The sequence below is a fragment of the Pseudomonas sp. S3_B11 genome (genome assembly GCF_054667715.1).
The window spans coordinates 4,487,046-4,505,252 of sequence record NZ_CP162749.1; the positions used below are offsets into that span (position 1 = coordinate 4,487,046).

The window sequence follows — 18,207 nt, forward strand, 5'->3', positions numbered from 1 at the left end:
TTCAAACGGGAGTCGACTGCTCCAACGCCACACCCGCGCCCATCAGGCCCGAGTACGGCGCGGTCACCAGCCAGACCGGAATGCCCTTGAAGTAATCGCTCATGCAGCCCTTGTCGGCGAAGCAACGGGCGAAACCACTTTCGAGGAAGAAATCGGCAAACCGCGGGACCACGCCCCCGACGATATAGACACCGCCGCGCCCACCCAGCGTCAATACATTGTTGCCGGCCACGCGCCCCAGCCAGCGGCAGAACTGCTCGAGCACTTCCAGGGCAATCGGGTCGCCCGCCAGGCCGGCTGCAGTGATGGACTCGGGGGTGTCGAGTACCGGCACATGGCCGTCCACTGCGCAAATGGCCCGGTACACCCGAGGCAAGCCGCTGCCACTCAGGGCGGTTTCGGCGCTGACGTGGCCGATTTCGTTGTAGATGTGCTGCCACAGCTGGGTTTCCCGCGGGCTGCTCATGGGCAGGTCGACATGGCCGCCCTCCCCCGGCAACGCCGCGAAACGACCCTCGCCCAGGTCCAGCAGCGTACCGACGCCCAGCCCGGTGCCCGGGCCGATCACCACTGCCGGGCGCAACGGCTCCGGGGTGCCTTCGCACACGACCCGGTACTCATCGGGACGCAAGCAAGTCATGCCCAGGGCCATGGCCGAGAAGTCGTTGACCAGCAACAGCTTCTCCACCTGCAAGGTCTGGCAGAACGCCAGGTTGCTCAGGCGCCAGTGATTGTTGGTAAAGCGAAACTCATCGCCGCTCACGGGACCGGCCACCGACAGGCACACCGAACCGATGGCGCCCGGCTTCAGGCCCAGGCCACTGAGGTACACCTGAATTGCATCTTCCGGGCAGGCATAATCCGCCGTTGCCAGCACCTGGATGTTTTCCAGGGTGTGGTTTTTCCACAGCGCAAAGCGTGCGTTGGTCCCACCGATATCACCGACCAAAGCCAGTTTCAATTAAGCGTCTCCAGGGCAGAGGTGAAGGCGCTGGCGCCCTGCTCCGCCGAGCTGAAGGCCATGCGCATGAAACCGAACAGCTCGCGACCAGTGCCGATGTTGTTGCCCAACAAGCCCTTGGCCGGCGTGCGCGCGGCGAATTCCTCGGCGTCCACCTTCAATTCCAAGGTGCCTTTGACGCCATCGACACGGATGATATCGCCCTCCTGCACCCGGGCCAACGCACCACCGACATAAGCTTCGGGGCTGACATGAATGGCCGCCGGGATTTTCCCCGATGCGCCGGACATGCGCCCGTCGGTCACCAGCGCCACTTTGAAGCCACGGTCCTGCAATACGCCGAGGAACGGCGTCATCTTGTGCAGCTCCGGCATGCCGTTGGAGCGCGGGCCCTGGAAACGCATCACCGCGACGAAGTCTTTCTCCAGCAGGCCGGCCTTGAACGCGTCGGCCAGGTCCTGTTGATCCTGGAACACCATCGCAGGCGCTTCGACAACCTGGTTTTCCAAGGCCACGGCGGAGACCTTCATCACGCCACGGCCCAAGTTGCCTTCCATCACCCGCAGGCCGCCTTCAGACGAGAACGCGCGAGCTACCGGGCGCAGGATGTTTTCGTCGAGGCTTTCGATCGGGCCGTCGCGCCACACCAGCTCGCCATCCTCGAGGAACGGTTCCTGGGTGTAGCGGCTCAGGCCGTGACCGAGCACGGTGTTGACGTTTTCGTGGAGCAAACCGGCTTCCAGCAATTCACGGATCAGGAACGACATCCCGCCCGCCGCCTGGAAGTGGTTGATGTCGGCCTTACCGTTCGGGTAGACGTGACTCAGGGTTGGCACCACCTCGGAGAGGTCGGCCATGTCCTGCCAGGTCAGCTGGATGCCCGCCGCCATGGCGATGGCCGGCATATGCAGGGTGTGGTTGGTAGAGCCGCCAGTGGCGTGCAGCGCAACGATGGAGTTGACCAGCGAGCGTTCGTCGACGATTTCGCCGATGGGCATGAAGTTGCCGCTCTGCTTGGTCATGCGCGTGACCTGGAACGCCGCTTCACGGGTCAGGGCATCGCGCAATGGCGTATTCGGATTGACGAACGAGGCGCCCGGCAAGTGCAGGCCCATCACTTCCATCAACAACTGGTTGGTGTTGGCGGTGCCGTAGAAGGTGCAGGTGCCGGGGCTGTGGTAGGACTTCATCTCCGACTCCAGCAGCTCTTCGCGGGTGGCCTTGCCTTCGGCGTAGCGCTGGCGGACGTCGGCTTTTTCCTTGTTGGAAATGCCCGAGACCATCGGCCCGCCTGGCACGAAGATCGTCGGCAAGTGACCGAAGCGCAGCGCGCCCATCATCAGGCCCGGGACGATCTTGTCGCAGATGCCGAGCATCAGTGCGCCGTCAAACATGTTGTGGGACAGCGCCACCGCCGTTGAGAGGGCGATCACTTCGCGGCTCGGCAGGCTCAGTTCCATCCCCGCCTCGCCCTGGGTCACGCCGTCGCACATCGCTGGCGTGCCACCGGCGAACTGGCCGACCGAGCCGATTTCGCGCAGGGCTTTCTTGATCTGTTCCGGGAAGGTTTCGTAGGGCTGGTGGGCCGAGAGCATGTCGTTATAGGACGACACGATGGCGATGTTGGCGGCGTTCATCATCCGTAGGTGATGCTTGTCTTCGGTGCCGCAACCAGCCACGCCGTGAGCGAAGTTGGCGCACTGCAGCTTGCCGCGCATCGGACCGTCGCTGGCTGCACCGTGGATCAATGCAAGGTAAGCCTGACGCGTGGCGCGGCTGCGGGCGATAAGCCGTTCGGTGACCTCAAGAACGCGGGGATGCATGTGTAGAACTCCAGGCTAACGGGTGTGGCGACCTGATTGTCTATGCTGATCAAAAGCCCGCTGCACGCTGTGTAAAAGGCGAGGCGACAGACGGTTTCTTGACCATTCGGACCAGTTGATTCAGGTCACTCGTTGTAGATAAAACAAAATATTGCCACTAAAAAGGCTTGTTTTCTATTTTTATGCGAATAATCTTGTAATTCCAACAACAAATCGACGGCGGCGCAGTTAATGACTCTTAGAATCGCAATCAATGGTTTTGGCCGCATCGGCCGCAACGTCCTCCGTGCACTGTATACCCAAGGCTATCGTCGCGACCTGCAGATCGTCGCCATCAACGACCTGGGTGACAGTGCAATCAATGCTCATCTGCTCAAGTTCGACACCGTCCACGGCACGTTCGATGCCGACGTGCAGCACGATCACGAAAGCCTGACGGTCAATGGCGACCGCATCTCGGTCAGCGCCATCCGCAACCCGGCCGAACTGCCTTGGGCGGCTGAAAAAATCGACGTCGTGTTCGAATGCACCGGCCTGTTCACCGATCGCTCCAAGGCAGCCGCGCATATCAGCGCCGGCGCCCGCAAGGTGATCATCTCGGCCCCGGCCAAGGGCGCCGATGCCACCGTCGTGTACGGCGTGAACCACGATATCCTGCGCCAGTCCCACCAGATCATCTCCAACGCTTCGTGCACCACCAACTGCCTGGCCCCAGTGGCCCAGGTACTGCACCGCGAGCTGGGCATCGAAAGCGGCCTGATGACCACCATCCATGCCTACACCAACGACCAGAACCTGACCGACGTCTACCACAGCGACCCGTACCGCGCCCGTTCGGCCACGCAGAACATGATCCCGAGCAAGACCGGCGCCGCCGAGGCGGTGGGCCTGGTGCTGCCGGAACTGGCGGGCAAGCTGACCGGCATGGCGGTGCGTGTACCGGTGATCAACGTGTCCCTGGTCGACCTGACCGTGCAGCTCAAGCGCGAAGCGTCGGCCGAAGAAGTCAACGAACTGCTGCGCCATGCCAGCCAGCATTCGAAGATCCTCGGTTACAACACCCTGCCGCTGGTCTCCAGTGACTTCAACCACAACCCGCTGTCGTCGATCTTCGACGCCAACCACACCAAGGCCAGCGGCAAGCTGCTCAAGGTACTGGCCTGGTATGACAACGAATGGGGCTTCTCCAACCGCATGCTGGATAACTGCCTGGCGCTGTGTAACGCCGAGTAACTCATTGCTGGCCAATGTGGAGCGGGCCTGTAAGAGCAAACCCTGGGAGCAGGCCTGTGGGAGCAAAGCTTGCTCGCGATGACACCGTCACATGCAGCATCTGTGCTGGCTTTGAAATCGCTATCGCGAGCAAGCTTTGCTCCCACAGGTTTGCGCTCCACACAGGGTTTCGGCGTGATGAAATGAAGGCTTGACCCGCTCGACAGATGATAAGCATTATCATCTACTCGAACCAGATCGGGCCCTACCGTGAGTCAATCGCGCTTTCATCACGTCTTCCTCGCCCAGCGCACGCCGCTGCTGCGCACCCTCGAGCGCATGGTCAGCAACCCCAGTACCGCCGAAGACCTGCTCCAGGAAACCTACCTGCGCGTCACCCGCGCACTGGGCGAACGCACGGTCGAGCACCTCGAACCCTTTGTCTTCCAGACTGCCCGCAACCTGGCGCTGGACCATCTGCGCGCCCGGCGCATCCAGTCGCGGACCTTGCTGGATGACGTACCGCCGGAGGTCGTCCACAACGTCGTCGCCCCCCAGAGCAGCGCCGAGGACGCCGCCCATGCCCAACAACTGCTCGAGCGCCTGAACGTCAGCCTCCAGGCCCTGAGTTCGCGACAGCAGCAGATCTTCATTCTCAGCCGCCTGCATGGCCACAGTTACCAGCAAATCGCCGAACGCCTGGGCGTGTCCCTGAGCACCGTGCAAAAGGAACTGAAATTGATCATGGCGATCTGTGTGGGTGTGGCTGAACGTAGCCACGGCGAGCAGTGACCCGGCTCCACGCTTCAGGCCATAAGCTGCGCACACGCTTGCCACTTGCTGCGTACAGCTTGTAGCTTGAGCCCGTGCCGCTAAATACCGAGAACCGACTGTGACGGACAATCACCGCTCTGCCGAGCCCACTGCGACGCAGCAAACCGCCCATGCCATGGAGCAGGCGCTGGACTGGCTGATCCTGCTGGACAACCCCAGCGAGGAACAGACGCGGCAGTTCCACGCCTGGCTGGCGGCCGATCCACGCCATGGCGAGGCGTTCGCCCGGGCCCAGGCGATCTGGAACGGCCCGCAGGTGATGGAAAGTGCCCGCCAACTTGAAGCCACGCCCAAGGTCACCGCGCTGTCGCGCCTGCGCGCCCACTGGAAACCCCTGGCCACTGCCGCCGTGCTGTTTCTCGGCCTGTTCAACTTCAGCGACCTGCCCCTGCGCTTGCAGGCCGACCACCTGACCGTGGTCGGTGAGCGCCAGCGCTTGCAGTTGGAGGACGGCTCCAAGGTCCTGCTCAACACCGATTCGGCCTTCTCCAGCACGTTCAACGAGCAGCGGCAGGTGGCGCGTCTGTACAAGGGCGAGGCGTTTTTCGAAGTCCCGGGCAACCGTAGCCTGCCGCTGGAAATCGATGCAGGCCCGGTCATGGCCAGCGTCAGCGACACCACGTTCGCCGTGCGTTACCTCGACGGCGTGGCCCAGGTCCAGGTGCAGCGCGGCGACGTGGACCTGCGGGCCACCCGCAACGACACCCATGTGCGGCTGTCAGCCGGCGAAAGCATCCGCATCGGCCCCAACGGCTTCGACCGCCCGGCCCGGCTCGATGCCAACACTGACCTGGCCTGGGTCCAGGGTCGGCTGGTGTTCGAAAACCGGCCACTGAGCCAGGTACTGGCCGAGCTGCGACGCTATTACCCCGGCTGGATCATCAACAGTAACGAACAATTGGCCAACGTCGCTGTGACTGGCAATTACCGCCTCGACCAGCCACTGGACGTGGTCCGTTCGCTGGCCCATATCACCTCGGCGCGGCTCCAGGAGTTCCCTGCGCTGGTGATCCTGAACTAAATGAGAATTATTTTTACTCGATAGGCTCCGTTGATTCGTCTCGTTATAGCCAATGCAATTGATTCGCATCCAACGATGTGAATCTGCACCTATAACAGATGCGACACGGAGCGCTATCGATGTCCTCTCGCCTTACTTGCCGGTTTCTTGCCCCCTCTTGCACGTTGTCATTACTCACCGCTGCCCTGCTGATGGCCGGCACAGCGCCGCTCGTCCTGGCCGCCACCACCGTGCAACCCGCTGCACGCAACATGGGCGACTACAGCTTTGCCATCGCCCGGCAGCCACTGGTCTCGGCCCTGAATGCATTCACTGCGATCACCGGCTGGCAAGTCGGCATGCCGGCGGAACTGGCTGCAGGCGTCGCCTCGCCTGGGGTGAACGGCTCGCTGCCACCTGAAAAAGCCCTGGAGCGCCTGTTGGTGGGGACCAACCTGAGCTACCGCAAGCTGGGCGACAACAGCATCGTCCTGGAAAAACGCAGTGCCGGCAGCGCGCTGGAGTTGCAACAGGTGACCATCAGCGCCACCCGCCAGGAACAGGACATCATCAGCGTGCCGAGCACGGTCACCGTCCACGACCGCCAGGAACTGGACCGCAACAACGTCAATACCCTCAAGGACCTGGTGCGCTATGAGCCGGGCGTATCGGTGGGCGGCGCGGGCCAGCGCGGCGGTATCAGCGGCTACAATATCCGCGGCATCGACGGCAACCGGATCCTGACCCAGGTCGACGGCGTGGAGATCCCCGGCGGCTTCTTCAACGGCCCCTACGCCAAGACCCAGCGCAACTACGTCGACCCGGAAATCATCAAGCGCGTGGAAATCCTGCGCGGCCCGGCCTCGGTGCTGTACGGCAGCAATGCCATTGGTGGTGCCGTCAGCTATTTCACTCTCGATCCAGATGACATCATCAAGCCGGGCCAAGACGTTGGCGCCCGCCTGAAGACCGGCTACAGCTCCGCCGACGAGAGCTGGCTCAAGTCCGCCACCGTCGCCGGTCGCAGCGGGCAGTTCGATAGTCTGTTGCACTACAGCCGACGCGACGGTCATGAAACCGAATCCTACGGCAGCCACAACGGCACGGGCCTGGACCGCACCGCCGCCAACCCCGAAGACGTGCGCGCCAACAACGTGCTGGCCAAGCTCGGCTGGAACTACAGCGATGACTCACGCCTTGGCCTGGTCTACGAGAAATACAAGGACGACCGCGACAGCGACCTGAAAAGCGCCTACGGCGGCCCCTACGCCAACGGCCAACCGGCCATCCCCGCCTCTGTGCTGCCCGGCGGCATGTACCAGTGGCGCACCGGCAACGACACCATCACCCGCGAGCGTTTCGGCCTGGAGCACAGCTTCGCCCTCGACAGCCTGCTGGCCGATCACATGAAGTGGAGCCTGAATCACCAGGTCGCCAAGACCGACCAGAGCACCGCCGAATTCTACTTCCCCATCACCCGCCGGGTCCTGCGCACCCGGGAGACCCTCTATGAAGAGAAACAGTGGGTCTTCGACGCGCAACTGGACAAGGCCTTCAGCGTCGCCGACACCGATCACGCGCTGACTTACGGCACCACCCTCAAGCAGCAGAAAGTCACCGGCTCGCGCAGCGGCAATGGCGTGTGCCTGGCGGTCGGCGTCGGTTGCTCCGCGGTAGGCGCCATCAGCACCCGGGACGTGCTGGCAAAAGCCAGCGATTTCCCCGACCCGACCATCAACACCTACAGCCTGTTCGCCCAGGACCAGATCAGTTGGGACAAATGGACCTTCACGCCTGGCCTGCGCTACGACTACACCCGGCTCAAGCCGCACCTGACCGAGGAATTCCTCAACACCGTGGACCCCAGCGGCGGCGGTGACATCAGCGGCAAGAACAAGACCTGGCACCGCGTCTCACCGAAGTTCGGCGTGACCTACGCCCTGAGCGATGAGTACACCTGGTACGGCCAGTACGCCGAAGGCTTTCGCACCCCGACCGCCAAGGCCCTGTACGGTCGTTTCGACAACCCCGGCGCCGGCTATAGCGTAGAACCCAACCCCGATCTGGAACCGGAAAAAAGCAAGAGCTACGAGACCGGCCTGCGCGGCCGTTTCGATTCCGGCTCGTTCGACGTGGCGGTGTTCTACAACAAGTACCGCGACTTCATCAACGAAGATGCCATCACCCCCGGCGCCGACCAGTTGACCTTCCAGAGCAACAACATCGAGCACGCCACCATCAAGGGCGCCGAGGCCAGGGGACGCCTGGAACTGGACGTGTTTGGCGCACCGAAGGGCTTGTACACCCAAGGCTCGGTGGCCTACGCGTACGGTCGCAACAACGACACCGGCGAGCCGCTCAACAGCGTCAACCCGCTGACCGGCGTGTTCGGCCTGGGCTACGACCAGGACCGCTACGGCACTTTGCTCAGTTGGACCTTGGTCAAGAAAAAGGACCGCGTCGACGACAGCAACTTCAACTCGCCCGATGGCGTGAGCAGCCAGTTCAAGACACCGGGCTTCGGCATCCTCGACCTGAGCGGTTTCTACAAGGTGACCGACGATGTAACCGTCAGCGGCGGCCTCTACAACCTCACCGACAAGAAGTACTGGCTGTGGGACGACGTGCGCGGCTACGACAGCGTCGGCGAAGCGGCGGTGCTGAGCCCCGCCAACCTCGATCGCCTGACGGCGCCGGGGCGTAACTTCGCGGTGAACCTGATCTGGGATATCTGACTCGATTTGCCAGGCAAAACAAATACCTGTGATGAGGAGAGTCATGTGGGAGCAAGGCTTGCCCGCGATGCAGGCGATGCGGTCTTTCAGAGATCGAGGCGCCTGTTTCGCGAGCAAGCTTTGCTCCCACACCCCTTGCCACACCGTTCTAATTCGAAGGATTTTTTCATGAACACACAACATCCCGCTTCACGCTCCCAACGCCTGAACCAGATCACCCACGAGCCCCACAGCCGGCTCGACGCGCTGGTCAAGGCCCACGCCCCGTTCGAAACCCCGGCCAGCTTCGCCCGTTTCGTCGTCGCCCAGTACCTGTTCCAGTCGGAGCTGGTGGCGCTGTACAACGACGCCGAACTGTCCGCCCTGATCCCCGACCTCCCGGCCCGGTGCCGGGCAGAGGCGGCCAAGGCGGATCTGGCAGACCTGGACACCGAAGTCCCTGCGCCAGTGGCCGGCGCGGTGAAAAACCCGACCCAGGCCGAAGCCCTGGGCTGGCTGTTCGTCTCCGAAGGCTCCAAGCTCGGCGCCGCGTTCCTGATCAAGCGTGCCGTGGGCCTGGGATTGAGCGAGACCTTCGGCGCCCGGCACTTGGCAGAACCTGCCGGAGGGCGCGCCGAAGGCTGGAAATCCTTCACCCGCACCCTAGACGGCCTGGTCTTCACCGAACAGCAGGAAGCCGAGGCGGACCAAGGCGCGCTGGACGCATTCAACCGGTTTACGGTGCTGCTGGAACAAGCCTACGCGGCCGAGTTGGCCTGATTCACACCGCCCCACAGAAGATTTATGGGTGGATGCATATCTTCAGTCACCCAGAAACCAGTGTGGGAGCGAGCTTGCTCGCGATAGCGTCAGCACAGCCGACATCAATGCCAACTGACCCACCGCCATCGCGAGCAAGCTCGCTCCCACAGGAATTGTGCGTGATTGAAAAAACGCTGATGAACCGCCCCTCAAAACTCACCCAACTGCTCTTCGCCCTGCTCGCCTACACCAGCCTGGCCATCGGCCTGGTCGCCATCGTCGTGCCCGGCTTGCCGACGACCGAGTTCATCCTGTTGGCCGCCTGGGCCGCGACCCGCAGTTCACCGCGCCTGAGCGCCTGGCTGGAGAACCATCGCCTGTTCGGGCCGATGCTGCACAACTGGCGCAACGGCAAGGTCATCCCGCGCCGGGCCAAGATCGGTGCCACCACCAGCATGCTGCTCTGCGCATGCTTGATGCTGGTGCTGCTCGACCACGGCTGGCCGGTTTACCTCGCGCTCGCCGGCATGGGCCTGGGCAATCTGTGGATCTGGTCGCGCCCGGAACAGGCACAGGGCTCTTGCTACCGCCGGGATGCGCAGCGACCCCCAACGGATTTTTGAACTATGATCGCCCTCTCGTACTGGAGGGCTTTCGATGTCAGATCTGCTCACGTCCATGCAAACCGCACTCGGTTTGCCCACGACCCCGATCACCTTCACTGGCGACGGTGCGCTGCCCTCGGCCTTCGCCGTCACGGAGCTGGCCAGCGCCAGCATCGCCGTGGCCGGGCAGGCGACCGCCGAACTCATCCAGCAACAAACCGCTCGCCTGCCACCTGTCGAGGTCGACCGACGCCTGGCGTCGTTCTGGTTCTCCACCTCCCTGCGCCCCATCGGCTGGAGCGTGCCGCCGATGTGGGACCCGGTGGCCGGCGACTACGCCAGCGCCGACGGCTGGATTCGCCTGCACACCAACGCACCGCATCATCGCCTTGCGGCGGAAAAAGTCCTCGGCACCTGCACCGACCGCGCCGACATGGCGGCCAGGGTGGCCCGATGGAACAAGGCCGAGCTGGAACAGGCCGTGGTCGACGCTGGCGGTTGTGCTGCCGAGATGCGTTCGTGGCAGGCGTGGCAGGTCCATCCCCAAGGCCTGGCGGTGAATGCCGAGCCGCTGGTACACCTGAGTGAAACGACTGGAGAGCAGCGCAAACCCTGGCTCGGCTCCGTGACCCAGCCACTGGCGGGGCTCAAGGTGCTGGACCTGACCCGCGTGCTGGCCGGCCCCATCGCCAGCCGCTTCCTCGCCGGCCTGGGGGCCGACGTGCTGCGCATCGACCCGCCGACCTGGAACGAACCCGGCGTGGTGCCAGAAGTCACCCTGGGCAAACGCTGCGCCCGCCTCGACTTGCATCGGGCCGAAGATCGCGCGGCGTTCGAGGCATTGCTCAAGGACACCGACATCCTCTTGCACGGCTACCGTGCCGACGCCCTGGAACGCCTGGGCTACGGCGCCGAGCAGCGCCGGCAGATGGCCCCCGGCCTGATCGACGTCAGCCTCAATGCCTATGGCTGGAGCGGTCCGTGGCAGAACCGGCGCGGCTTCGACAGCCTGGTGCAAATGAGCAGCGGCATCGCCGAAACCGGCATGGGCTGGAAACACACCGACAAACCGACACCGCTGCCGGTGCAAGCGCTGGATCACGGCACCGGCTATCTGCTGGCGGCCAGCGCCCTGGTGTTGTTGTCCCGGCGCCTGGCAAGCGGTCACGGCGGCTCGGCACGCTTGTCACTGGCACGCACGGCGAAGCTGTTGATCGAACGTGGCGCCGGGGATTCGAGCCCATTGCGAGCCGAGGCCGAGGATGATCAGGGCCTGGTGGTCGAACAGACCCCATGGGGACCGGCCCATCGCCTGCAGGTGCCCTTGAAAATCACCGGGACGCCGCTGCAATGGACCTTGCCAGCGGCGGAACTGGGCGCGCATCGAGCACGGTGGTGACGGGTTGATGTGGGAAAGGCTTGCCCGCGATGGAAGCGATGCGGTCTCTCAGAAATCGAGGCGCCTGTTTCGCGAGCAAGCTTTGCTCCCACATAAATCCCCTCGCCACAGGAATCGCCTCAACATCGCGGTAAGCCTCACAACGCCAAAAACCCGCTGTACAACCCATACGCCGCCATACCCGCCCCTGACATCACGCAAGCAAAAATCCCCTTTTCCACATGGGTGAACAAGGGTTGGCGCTGCTCGCGCTTGGCCTGGGCAAACAGGATCACCCCGGGCGCGTACAACAGCGCCGACAGCAGCAGGTATTTCACGCCGCCGGCGTACAGCAGCCACACCGCGTAGCACAGCGCGACGCCACCGATGAACAGGTCTTTCATGCGCCGGGCCGAGCCCTGTTCGTAGGTTTCCCCCCTGGCGCAAAGCAGCACCGCATAGGCCGCCGACCACAGGTATGGCACCAGGATCATCGACGAGGCGAGATAGATCAGGCTGGTGTAGGTGCCTGCGGAAAACAGAGTGATCAGCAAAAACAGCTGGATCATGCCATTGGTCAGCCACAGCGCGTTGACCGGCGCGTGGTTGGCATTCTCCTTGGTCAGGAACGCCGGCATGATCCTGTCCCGGGCGGTGGCATAGAGAATTTCAGCGCACAGCAGTGCCCAGGACAACAAGGCTCCCAACAGTGAAACCGCCAGCCCCAGGCTGATCAGCAACGCCCCCCAAGGCCCGACAATGTGCTCCAGGACACCGGCCAGGGACGGGTTCTGCAACTGCGCCAGTTCCGGCTGGCTCATGACCCCCAGGGACAACACATTCACCAGCACCAGCAGCGCCAATACCCCGAGGAACCCGATCACCGTCGCACGCCCTACGTCCGCACGTCTCTCTGCCCGTGCCGAATAGACGCTGGCGCCTTCGATGCCGATGAACACGAACACCGTCACCAGCATCATGTGCCGCACCTGGTCCATCACACTGCCCAGGTCCGGGCTCATCGCGCCCCAGATATCGCGGGTGAAAATCTCGGCCTTGAAGGCCACGGCGGCCATGACGACGAACATCAACAGCGGCACGACCTTGGCCACGGTGGTCACCAGGTTGATCAACGCCGCCTCCTTGATCCCGCGCAGCACCAGGAAATGCACCGCCCACAGCAATAACGACGCACACCCGATGGCCACCGGCGTGTTGCCTTGGCCGAACACCGGGAAGAAGTAGCCCAAGGTGCTGAACAGCAACACGAAGTAGCCGACATTGCCCATCCAGGCGCTGATCCAGTAGCCCCAGGCAGACGAGAAGCCCATGTAGTCGCCGAAGCCGGCCTTGGCATAGGCGTACACGCCCGAATCCAATTCCGGCTTGCGATTGGCCAGGGTCTGGAACACGAAGGCCAGGGTCAGCATGCCGACGGCGGTAATCGACCAGCCGATCAGCACCGCACCGACATCGGCCCGAGCCGCCATGTTTTGCGGCAGGGAAAAAATCCCACCGCCGATCATTGACCCCACCACCAGTGCGATCAGTGCGCCCAGTGGCAACTTTTCAATCGGCTGCGGCATTTTTTCTCACTATTAAATTAAGTAAATAAAGCGACATAACGTTTTTGAATAACGTCATCCACACAAAGTCCAAAGGCTTATGACTCGGCCATTCTCCAAGAGCGTAATTAAAAAGACCATGACACCCATTATCTTTTTGTCACGAATGCAGCCTACAAAATAGTTGCGACTCAACGGAAATCAACTAGCGTGAATAATCCTGCGGCAAGAAAACCTTCACAAACCCTTTGCCAAAGGCCCTGAAACGGGCCTTTCGAGCAACTTCAAGACGCCAACGGATGGTGTTAACTCCTTCATTAACAATGGAATGTTGTCATGCACTGATCCAGATCAGATATTCAACTTTCAAATCGACTTAGTCTGTCGACTCTCTTCTCCTGCACTGGAGTCTCGCAAATGTCTGATACACCCGGAAAACTTCGATTGGGTGCGCTGGTTGCACTGGTGGTCGGCTCAATGATCGGCGGGGGAATCTTTTCCTTGCCACAAAACATGGCGGCCAGTGCCGATGTCGGTGCCGTGCTGATCGGCTGGGCGATTACCGCCGTCGGCATGCTGACCCTGGCCTTCGTGTTCCAGACCCTGGCCAACCGCAAACCCGATCTGGATGGCGGGGTGTATGCCTACGCCAAGGCCGGGTTCGGCGACTACATGGGTTTCTCATCCGCCTGGGGCTACTGGATCAGCGCCTGGCTGGGCAACGTCGGCTACTTCGTATTGTTGTTCAGCACCTTGGGCTACTTTTTCCCGATTTTTGGTGAAGGCAACACCGTAGCTGCGGTGATTGGCGCCTCGGTGTTGTTGTGGGCGGTGCATTGGCTGGTGCTGCGCGGCATCAAGGAAGCCGCGTTCATCAACCTGGTGACCACCGTCGCCAAGGTCGTGCCGCTGGTGCTGTTCGTGTTGATCGCGGTGTTCGCCTTCAAGCTCGAGATATTCACCCGGGACATCTGGGGCACGATGAACCCGGACCTGGGCAGCGTGATGAACCAGGTGCGCAGGATGATGCTGGTCACCGTGTGGGTGTTCATCGGCATCGAGGGCGCGAGTATTTTTTCCGCCCGCGCCGAGAAACGCACCGACGTGGGCAAGGCCACCGTCATCGGTTTCATCACCGTGCTGCTGTTCCTGATGCTGGTGAACGTGCTGTCCCTGGGCATCATGACCCAGCCAGAACTGGCGAAGCTGCAGAACCCGTCCATGGCCGCCGTGCTGGAGCATGTCGTGGGACACTGGGGCGCGGTGCTGATCAGCGTCGGCCTGATCATCTCGCTGCTCGGCGCCCTGCTGTCCTGGGTGCTGCTGTGCGCCGAGATCATGTTCGCCGCCGCCAAAGACCACACCATGCCCGAGTTCCTGCGCCGGGAGAATGCCAACCACGTACCGGCCAACGCCCTGTGGCTGACCAACGCGATGGTCCAGGTGTTTTTGGTCATCACCCTGTTCTCGGCCAGCACCTACCTGTCACTGATCTACCTCGCCACCTCGATGATCCTGGTGCCGTACCTGTGGTCGGCGGCCTACGCCGTGTTGCTGGCGGTGCGCGGCGAGACCTATGAAAACGCCCTGGCCGAGCGCCGCAAAGACCTGGCCATCGGTGCCATCGCCCTGATCTATGCGGTGTGGCTGCTGTATGCCGGCGGCATCAAGTACCTGCTGCTCTCCGCCCTGCTCTATGCCCCAGGCGCGATTTTGTTCGCCAAGGCCAAGCGCGAGCTGGGCAAACCGATTTTCACCTCTGTCGAGAAGCTGATTTTCGCCGCAGTGATCGCAGGCGCCCTGGTGGCGGCCTACGGGCTCTACGACGGCTTCCTGACCTTGTAGTTGGCTGATTGTTCTAACTGGAGGATTTGTAATGACCACGGAAAAAGTGAAATACGGCGTGCATTCCGAAGCCGGCAAATTACGTAAAGTCATGGTGTGTTCCCCAGGCCTGGCCCACCAGCGGCTGACCCCGAACAACTGCGACGAACTGCTGTTCGACGATGTGATCTGGGTCAACCAGGCCAAGCGCGACCATTTCGATTTCGTCACCAAGATGCGCGAGCGCGACATCGACGTGCTGGAGATGCACAACCTGCTGACCGACATCGTCGCCATCCCCGAAGCCCTGGACTGGATCCTGCAGCGCAAGATCACCGCCAACTCGGTGGGCCTGGGCCTGGTGAACGAAGTCGGTTCGTGGCTGCGCAGCCTGGAGCCGCGCCATATCGCCGAATTCCTGATCGGTGGCGTCTCGGCCGATGACCTGCCGGACAGCTTCGGTGGCAAGACCATCCAGATGTTCCGCGACTTCCTCGGGCACTCCAGCTTCATCCTGCCGCCGCTGCCCAACACCCAGTTCACCCGCGACACCACTTGCTGGATCTACGGCGGCGTAACCCTGAACCCTATGTATTGGCCGGCGCGCCGCCAGGAAACCCTGCTGGCCAGCGCCATCTACAAATTCCACCCCGAGTTCACCCAGGCTGACTTCCAGGTCTGGTACGGCGACCCGGACCAGGAGCACGGCAACGCCACCCTCGAAGGCGGCGACGTGATGCCCATCGGCAACGGCGTGGTGCTGATCGGCATGGGCGAACGTTCGTCCCGTCAGGCCATCGGCCAACTGGCGCTGAACCTGTTCAAGAACAAAGCCGTGGAGCGAGTGATCGTCGCCGGCTTGCCGAAATCCCGCGCCGCCATGCACCTGGACACCGTGTTCAGCTTCTGCGACCGCGATCTGGTCACGATTTTCCCGGAAGTGGTGAGCCAGATCGTCGCCTTCTCCCTGCGCCCTGACGAGAGCAAACCCGGCGGCATCGACGTGCGCCGCGAGGACAGCAGTTTCCTCGACACCGTGGCCGCGGCCCTCAAGCTGCCAGCGCTGCGAGTGGTGGAAACCGGCGGCAATAGCTTCGCCGCCGAACGCGAGCAATGGGACGACGGCAACAACGTGGTGGCCGTGGAGCCAGGCGTGGTGATCGGCTACGACCGCAACACCTACACCAACACGCTGCTGCGCAAGGCCGGTGTGGAAGTCATCACCATCAGTGCCAGCGAACTGGGCCGGGGCCGGGGCGGCGGTCACTGCATGACCTGCCCGATCATCCGCGACCCGATCGATTACTAACCTTTGAGCCTGGGCCGGCACTGCTCTGCATCCCACGGCAGAGACCGGCCCCGGGGATAACCTACACCTGAGGAGATCCACATCATGGCGTTCAACATGCGCAACCGCAGCCTGCTGAGTCTGATGCACCACACCAACCGCGAGTTGCACTACTTGCTGGACCTGTCCCGCGACCTCAAGCGTGCCAAATACACCGGCACCGAGCGTCCACACCTGCAAGGCAAAAACATCGCGCTGATCTTCGAGAAAACCTCGACCCGCACCCGCTGCGCCTTCGAAGTCGCGGCCCATGACCAGGGCGCCCACGTCACCTACATCGACCCGGTGTCATCGCAGATCGGTCACAAGGAAAGCATGAAAGACACCGCCCGGGTCCTGGGCCGGATGTTCGACGCCATCGAGTACCGAGGCTTCGAACAGGAAATCGTCGAGGAACTGGCCAAGTTCGCCGGGGTGCCGGTGTTCAACGGCCTGACCGCCGAATTCCACCCCACCCAAATGATCGCCGACACCCTGACCATGCGCGAACACAGCGACAAGCCGCTGCATGACATCAGCTATGCCTACCTGGGCGATGCCCGCTACAACATGGGCAATTCGCTGCTGATGATCGGCGCCAAACTGGGCATGGACGTGCGCATCGGCGCGCCGAAAGCCTTGTGGCCGCACCAGGATTTCATCGACCAGTGCCAGGCCTTCGCCGCCGAAAGTGGCGCGCGCCTCACCATCACCGAAGACCCGAAGGAAGCCGTCAAGGGCGTGGACTTCATCCACACCGACATCTGGGTGTCCATGGGCGAGCCGGTGGAAGCCTGGGACGAGCGCATCGAGCAATTGCTGCCCTACCAGGTCAACGCGCAAATGATGAAAGCCTCGGGCAACCCGCGGGTGAAATTCATGCACTGCCTGCCAGCGTTCCATAACAGCGAAACCAAGGTCGGCAAGGACATCGCCGCCCGTTATCCGAACCTGGCCAATGGCGTGGAAGTGACCGAGGAAGTGTTCGAATCGCCGGCCAACATCGCCTTCGAGCAAGCGGAAAACCGCATGCACACCATCAAGGCGATCCTGGTGTCGGCGTTGGCGGATATCTAGGCGCTTGAAGAGTGATCGTTCCCACGCTCTGCGTGGGAATGCATCCGGTGACGCTCTGCGTCACAGGGGACGCGGAGCGTCCCGGGCGGAGTTCCCACGCAGAGCGTGGGAACGATCATCACTGCGTTCTCGTTCCATTTTTGAAAGGACAGCACCATGCGTATCGTCGTTGCCCTGGGCGGTAACGCCCTCCTGCGTCGGGGTGAACCCATGACCGCAGACAATCAACGCATCAACATCCGCACCGCGACCGAACAGATCGCGAAAATCCACCCTGGCAACCAACTGGTCATCGCCCACGGCAACGGCCCGCAGGTCGGCCTGCTGTCGTTGCAGGCGGCGGCCTACACCTCAGTCACCCCGTATCCGCTGGACGTGCTCGGCGCCGAAACCGAAGGCATGATCGGCTACATCATCGAACAGGAACTGGGCAATCTGCTGGATTTCGAAGTCCCCTTCGCCACGCTCCTGACCCAGGTGGAAGTGGACGCCAACGACCCGGCCTTCCAAAAACCCACCAAGCCCATTGGCCCGGTCTACAGCCAGGAAGAGGCGCAGAAACTGGCCGTCGAAAAAGGCTGGGCCATCGCCCCGGATGGCGACAAGTTCCGCCGCGTGGTCGCAAGCCCCAGGCCCAAGCGCATCTTTGAAATCCGCCCGATCAAATGGCTGCTGGAAAAGGGCAGCATCGTGATCTGCGCTGGCGGTGGCGGCATCCCGACGATGTACGACGCCGACGGCAAGCTGCAAGGTGTGGAAGCGGTGATCGACAAGGACCTGTGCTCGGCGCTGCTCGCCGAACAGCTGGAAAGCGATCTGCTGGTGATCGCCACCGACGTCAACGCCGCGTTCATCGACTTCGGCAAGCCGACCCAGAAAGCCATCGCCCAGGCCCACCCCGACGAAATGGAAAAGCTCGGCTTCGCCGCCGGCTCCATGGGGCCGAAGGTCCAGGCCGCCTGCGAATTCGCGCGCAACACTGGCAAGGTTGCGGTGATCGGTTCACTCTCGGACATCGAAGCGATCGTCCAGGGCAAGGCCGGTACCCGCATCAGCACGGCGACACCTGGCATCGCTTATCGATAACAGGAAACTTGCGGGGCGGATCCAGGGTCTGCCCTACTC

At 62.5% G+C, this 18,207-nt stretch carries 14 protein-coding genes; 11 read left to right on the forward strand and 3 right to left on the reverse strand.

The features are described from left to right. Position 1: 1 nt before the first annotated feature. Positions 2 to 961: a glucokinase gene (locus AB4O22_RS20180; protein WP_460097024.1), complete on the reverse strand. Its 960-nt coding sequence runs from the start codon at positions 959 to 961 to the stop codon at positions 2 to 4. Next, on the reverse strand, positions 958 to 2,784 hold the full coding sequence (edd, locus tag AB4O22_RS20185; RefSeq protein WP_003198525.1) for a phosphogluconate dehydratase: 1,827 nt from the start codon (positions 2,782 to 2,784) through the stop codon (positions 958 to 960). The genes AB4O22_RS20180 and edd overlap by 4 nt, the downstream gene beginning before the upstream one ends. Positions 2,785 to 3,015: 231 nt before the next feature. On the opposite strand from edd, the gene gap reads away from it, so the two are divergent. The 7 genes from gap (at position 3,016) to AB4O22_RS20220 (ending at position 11,310) form a co-directional block, all read left to right on the forward strand. After that, positions 3,016 to 4,017, forward strand: coding sequence for a type I glyceraldehyde-3-phosphate dehydrogenase (gene gap, locus AB4O22_RS20190; RefSeq protein ID WP_003198523.1), 1,002 nt, complete (start codon positions 3,016 to 3,018; stop codon positions 4,015 to 4,017). A gap of 249 nt (positions 4,018 to 4,266) precedes the next feature. Then, complete coding sequence (locus AB4O22_RS20195) at positions 4,267 to 4,788, forward strand: RNA polymerase sigma factor (protein ID WP_003198520.1); 522 nt, start codon at positions 4,267 to 4,269, stop codon at positions 4,786 to 4,788. Between the two features lie 100 nt (positions 4,789 to 4,888). Next, positions 4,889 to 5,851, forward strand: coding sequence for a FecR family protein (locus AB4O22_RS20200; RefSeq protein ID WP_223470161.1), 963 nt, complete (start codon positions 4,889 to 4,891; stop codon positions 5,849 to 5,851). Between the two features lie 119 nt (positions 5,852 to 5,970). Next, positions 5,971 to 8,565, forward strand: coding sequence for a TonB-dependent receptor (locus tag AB4O22_RS20205; RefSeq protein ID WP_223470162.1), 2,595 nt, complete (start codon positions 5,971 to 5,973; stop codon positions 8,563 to 8,565). Between the two features lie 168 nt (positions 8,566 to 8,733). Continuing rightward, positions 8,734 to 9,324 carry a biliverdin-producing heme oxygenase gene (locus tag AB4O22_RS20210; RefSeq protein WP_223470164.1) on the forward strand — a complete coding sequence of 197 codons (591 nt, stop codon included), beginning with the start codon at positions 8,734 to 8,736 and terminating at the stop codon, positions 9,322 to 9,324. A gap of 179 nt (positions 9,325 to 9,503) precedes the next feature. Then, on the forward strand, positions 9,504 to 9,929 hold the full coding sequence (locus AB4O22_RS20215; protein WP_460097733.1) for a YbaN family protein: 426 nt from the start codon (positions 9,504 to 9,506) through the stop codon (positions 9,927 to 9,929). A 34-nt stretch (positions 9,930 to 9,963) separates the two neighbouring features. After that, entirely contained in the window at positions 9,964 to 11,310 is a 1,347-nt protein-coding gene (locus tag AB4O22_RS20220; protein WP_223470166.1) for a CoA transferase, read from the forward strand. Positions 11,311 to 11,447: 137 nt separating this feature from the next. On the opposite strand, the gene arcD (AB4O22_RS20225) is transcribed toward AB4O22_RS20220, so the two are convergent. Further along, the gene (gene arcD, locus AB4O22_RS20225) at positions 11,448 to 12,875 is read right to left on the reverse strand and encodes an arginine-ornithine antiporter (RefSeq protein ID WP_460105997.1); all 1,428 of its coding nucleotides are present in this window, start codon (positions 12,873 to 12,875) and stop codon (positions 11,448 to 11,450) included. Between the two features lie 396 nt (positions 12,876 to 13,271). Between arcD (AB4O22_RS20225) and arcD (AB4O22_RS20230) the strand changes: the two genes are divergently transcribed. From arcD (AB4O22_RS20230) to arcC, 4 genes are all read left to right on the forward strand, one after another. After that, positions 13,272 to 14,699, forward strand: a complete 1,428-nt coding sequence (gene arcD, locus AB4O22_RS20230) for an arginine-ornithine antiporter (protein ID WP_223470170.1) — start codon at positions 13,272 to 13,274, stop codon at positions 14,697 to 14,699. A 31-nt stretch (positions 14,700 to 14,730) separates the two neighbouring features. After that, positions 14,731 to 15,987 carry an arginine deiminase gene (gene arcA / locus AB4O22_RS20235; RefSeq protein WP_223470171.1) on the forward strand — a complete coding sequence of 419 codons (1,257 nt, stop codon included), beginning with the start codon at positions 14,731 to 14,733 and terminating at the stop codon, positions 15,985 to 15,987. A gap of 84 nt (positions 15,988 to 16,071) precedes the next feature. Beyond that, entirely contained in the window at positions 16,072 to 17,082 is a 1,011-nt protein-coding gene (locus AB4O22_RS20240; RefSeq protein ID WP_003198502.1) for an ornithine carbamoyltransferase, read from the forward strand. Between the two features lie 156 nt (positions 17,083 to 17,238). Then, complete coding sequence (arcC, locus tag AB4O22_RS20245) at positions 17,239 to 18,168, forward strand: carbamate kinase (RefSeq protein ID WP_223470173.1); 930 nt, start codon at positions 17,239 to 17,241, stop codon at positions 18,166 to 18,168. The last annotated feature ends 39 nt before the right edge of the window (positions 18,169 to 18,207 follow it).

Excerpts from the sequence above, each read along its gene's own strand:
- edd (WP_003198525.1), bottom strand. The coding sequence starts at position 2,784 with ATGCATCCCCGCGTTCTTGAGGTCACCGAACGGCTTATCGCCCGCAGC.
- gap (WP_003198523.1), top strand. The coding sequence starts at position 3,016 with ATGACTCTTAGAATCGCAATCAATGGTTTTGGCCGCATCGGCCGCAAC.
- AB4O22_RS20205 (WP_223470162.1), top strand. The coding sequence starts at position 5,971 with ATGTCCTCTCGCCTTACTTGCCGGTTTCTTGCCCCCTCTTGCACGTTG.
- AB4O22_RS20210 (WP_223470164.1), top strand. The coding sequence starts at position 8,734 with ATGAACACACAACATCCCGCTTCACGCTCCCAACGCCTGAACCAGATC.
- AB4O22_RS20215 (WP_460097733.1), top strand. The coding sequence starts at position 9,504 with ATGAACCGCCCCTCAAAACTCACCCAACTGCTCTTCGCCCTGCTCGCC.
- AB4O22_RS20220 (WP_223470166.1), top strand. The coding sequence starts at position 9,964 with ATGTCAGATCTGCTCACGTCCATGCAAACCGCACTCGGTTTGCCCACG.
- arcD (WP_460105997.1), bottom strand. The coding sequence starts at position 12,875 with ATGCCGCAGCCGATTGAAAAGTTGCCACTGGGCGCACTGATCGCACTG.
- arcD (WP_223470170.1), top strand. The coding sequence starts at position 13,272 with ATGTCTGATACACCCGGAAAACTTCGATTGGGTGCGCTGGTTGCACTG.
- arcA (WP_223470171.1), top strand. The coding sequence starts at position 14,731 with ATGACCACGGAAAAAGTGAAATACGGCGTGCATTCCGAAGCCGGCAAA.
- AB4O22_RS20240 (WP_003198502.1), top strand. The coding sequence starts at position 16,072 with ATGGCGTTCAACATGCGCAACCGCAGCCTGCTGAGTCTGATGCACCAC.
- arcC (WP_223470173.1), top strand. The coding sequence starts at position 17,239 with ATGCGTATCGTCGTTGCCCTGGGCGGTAACGCCCTCCTGCGTCGGGGT.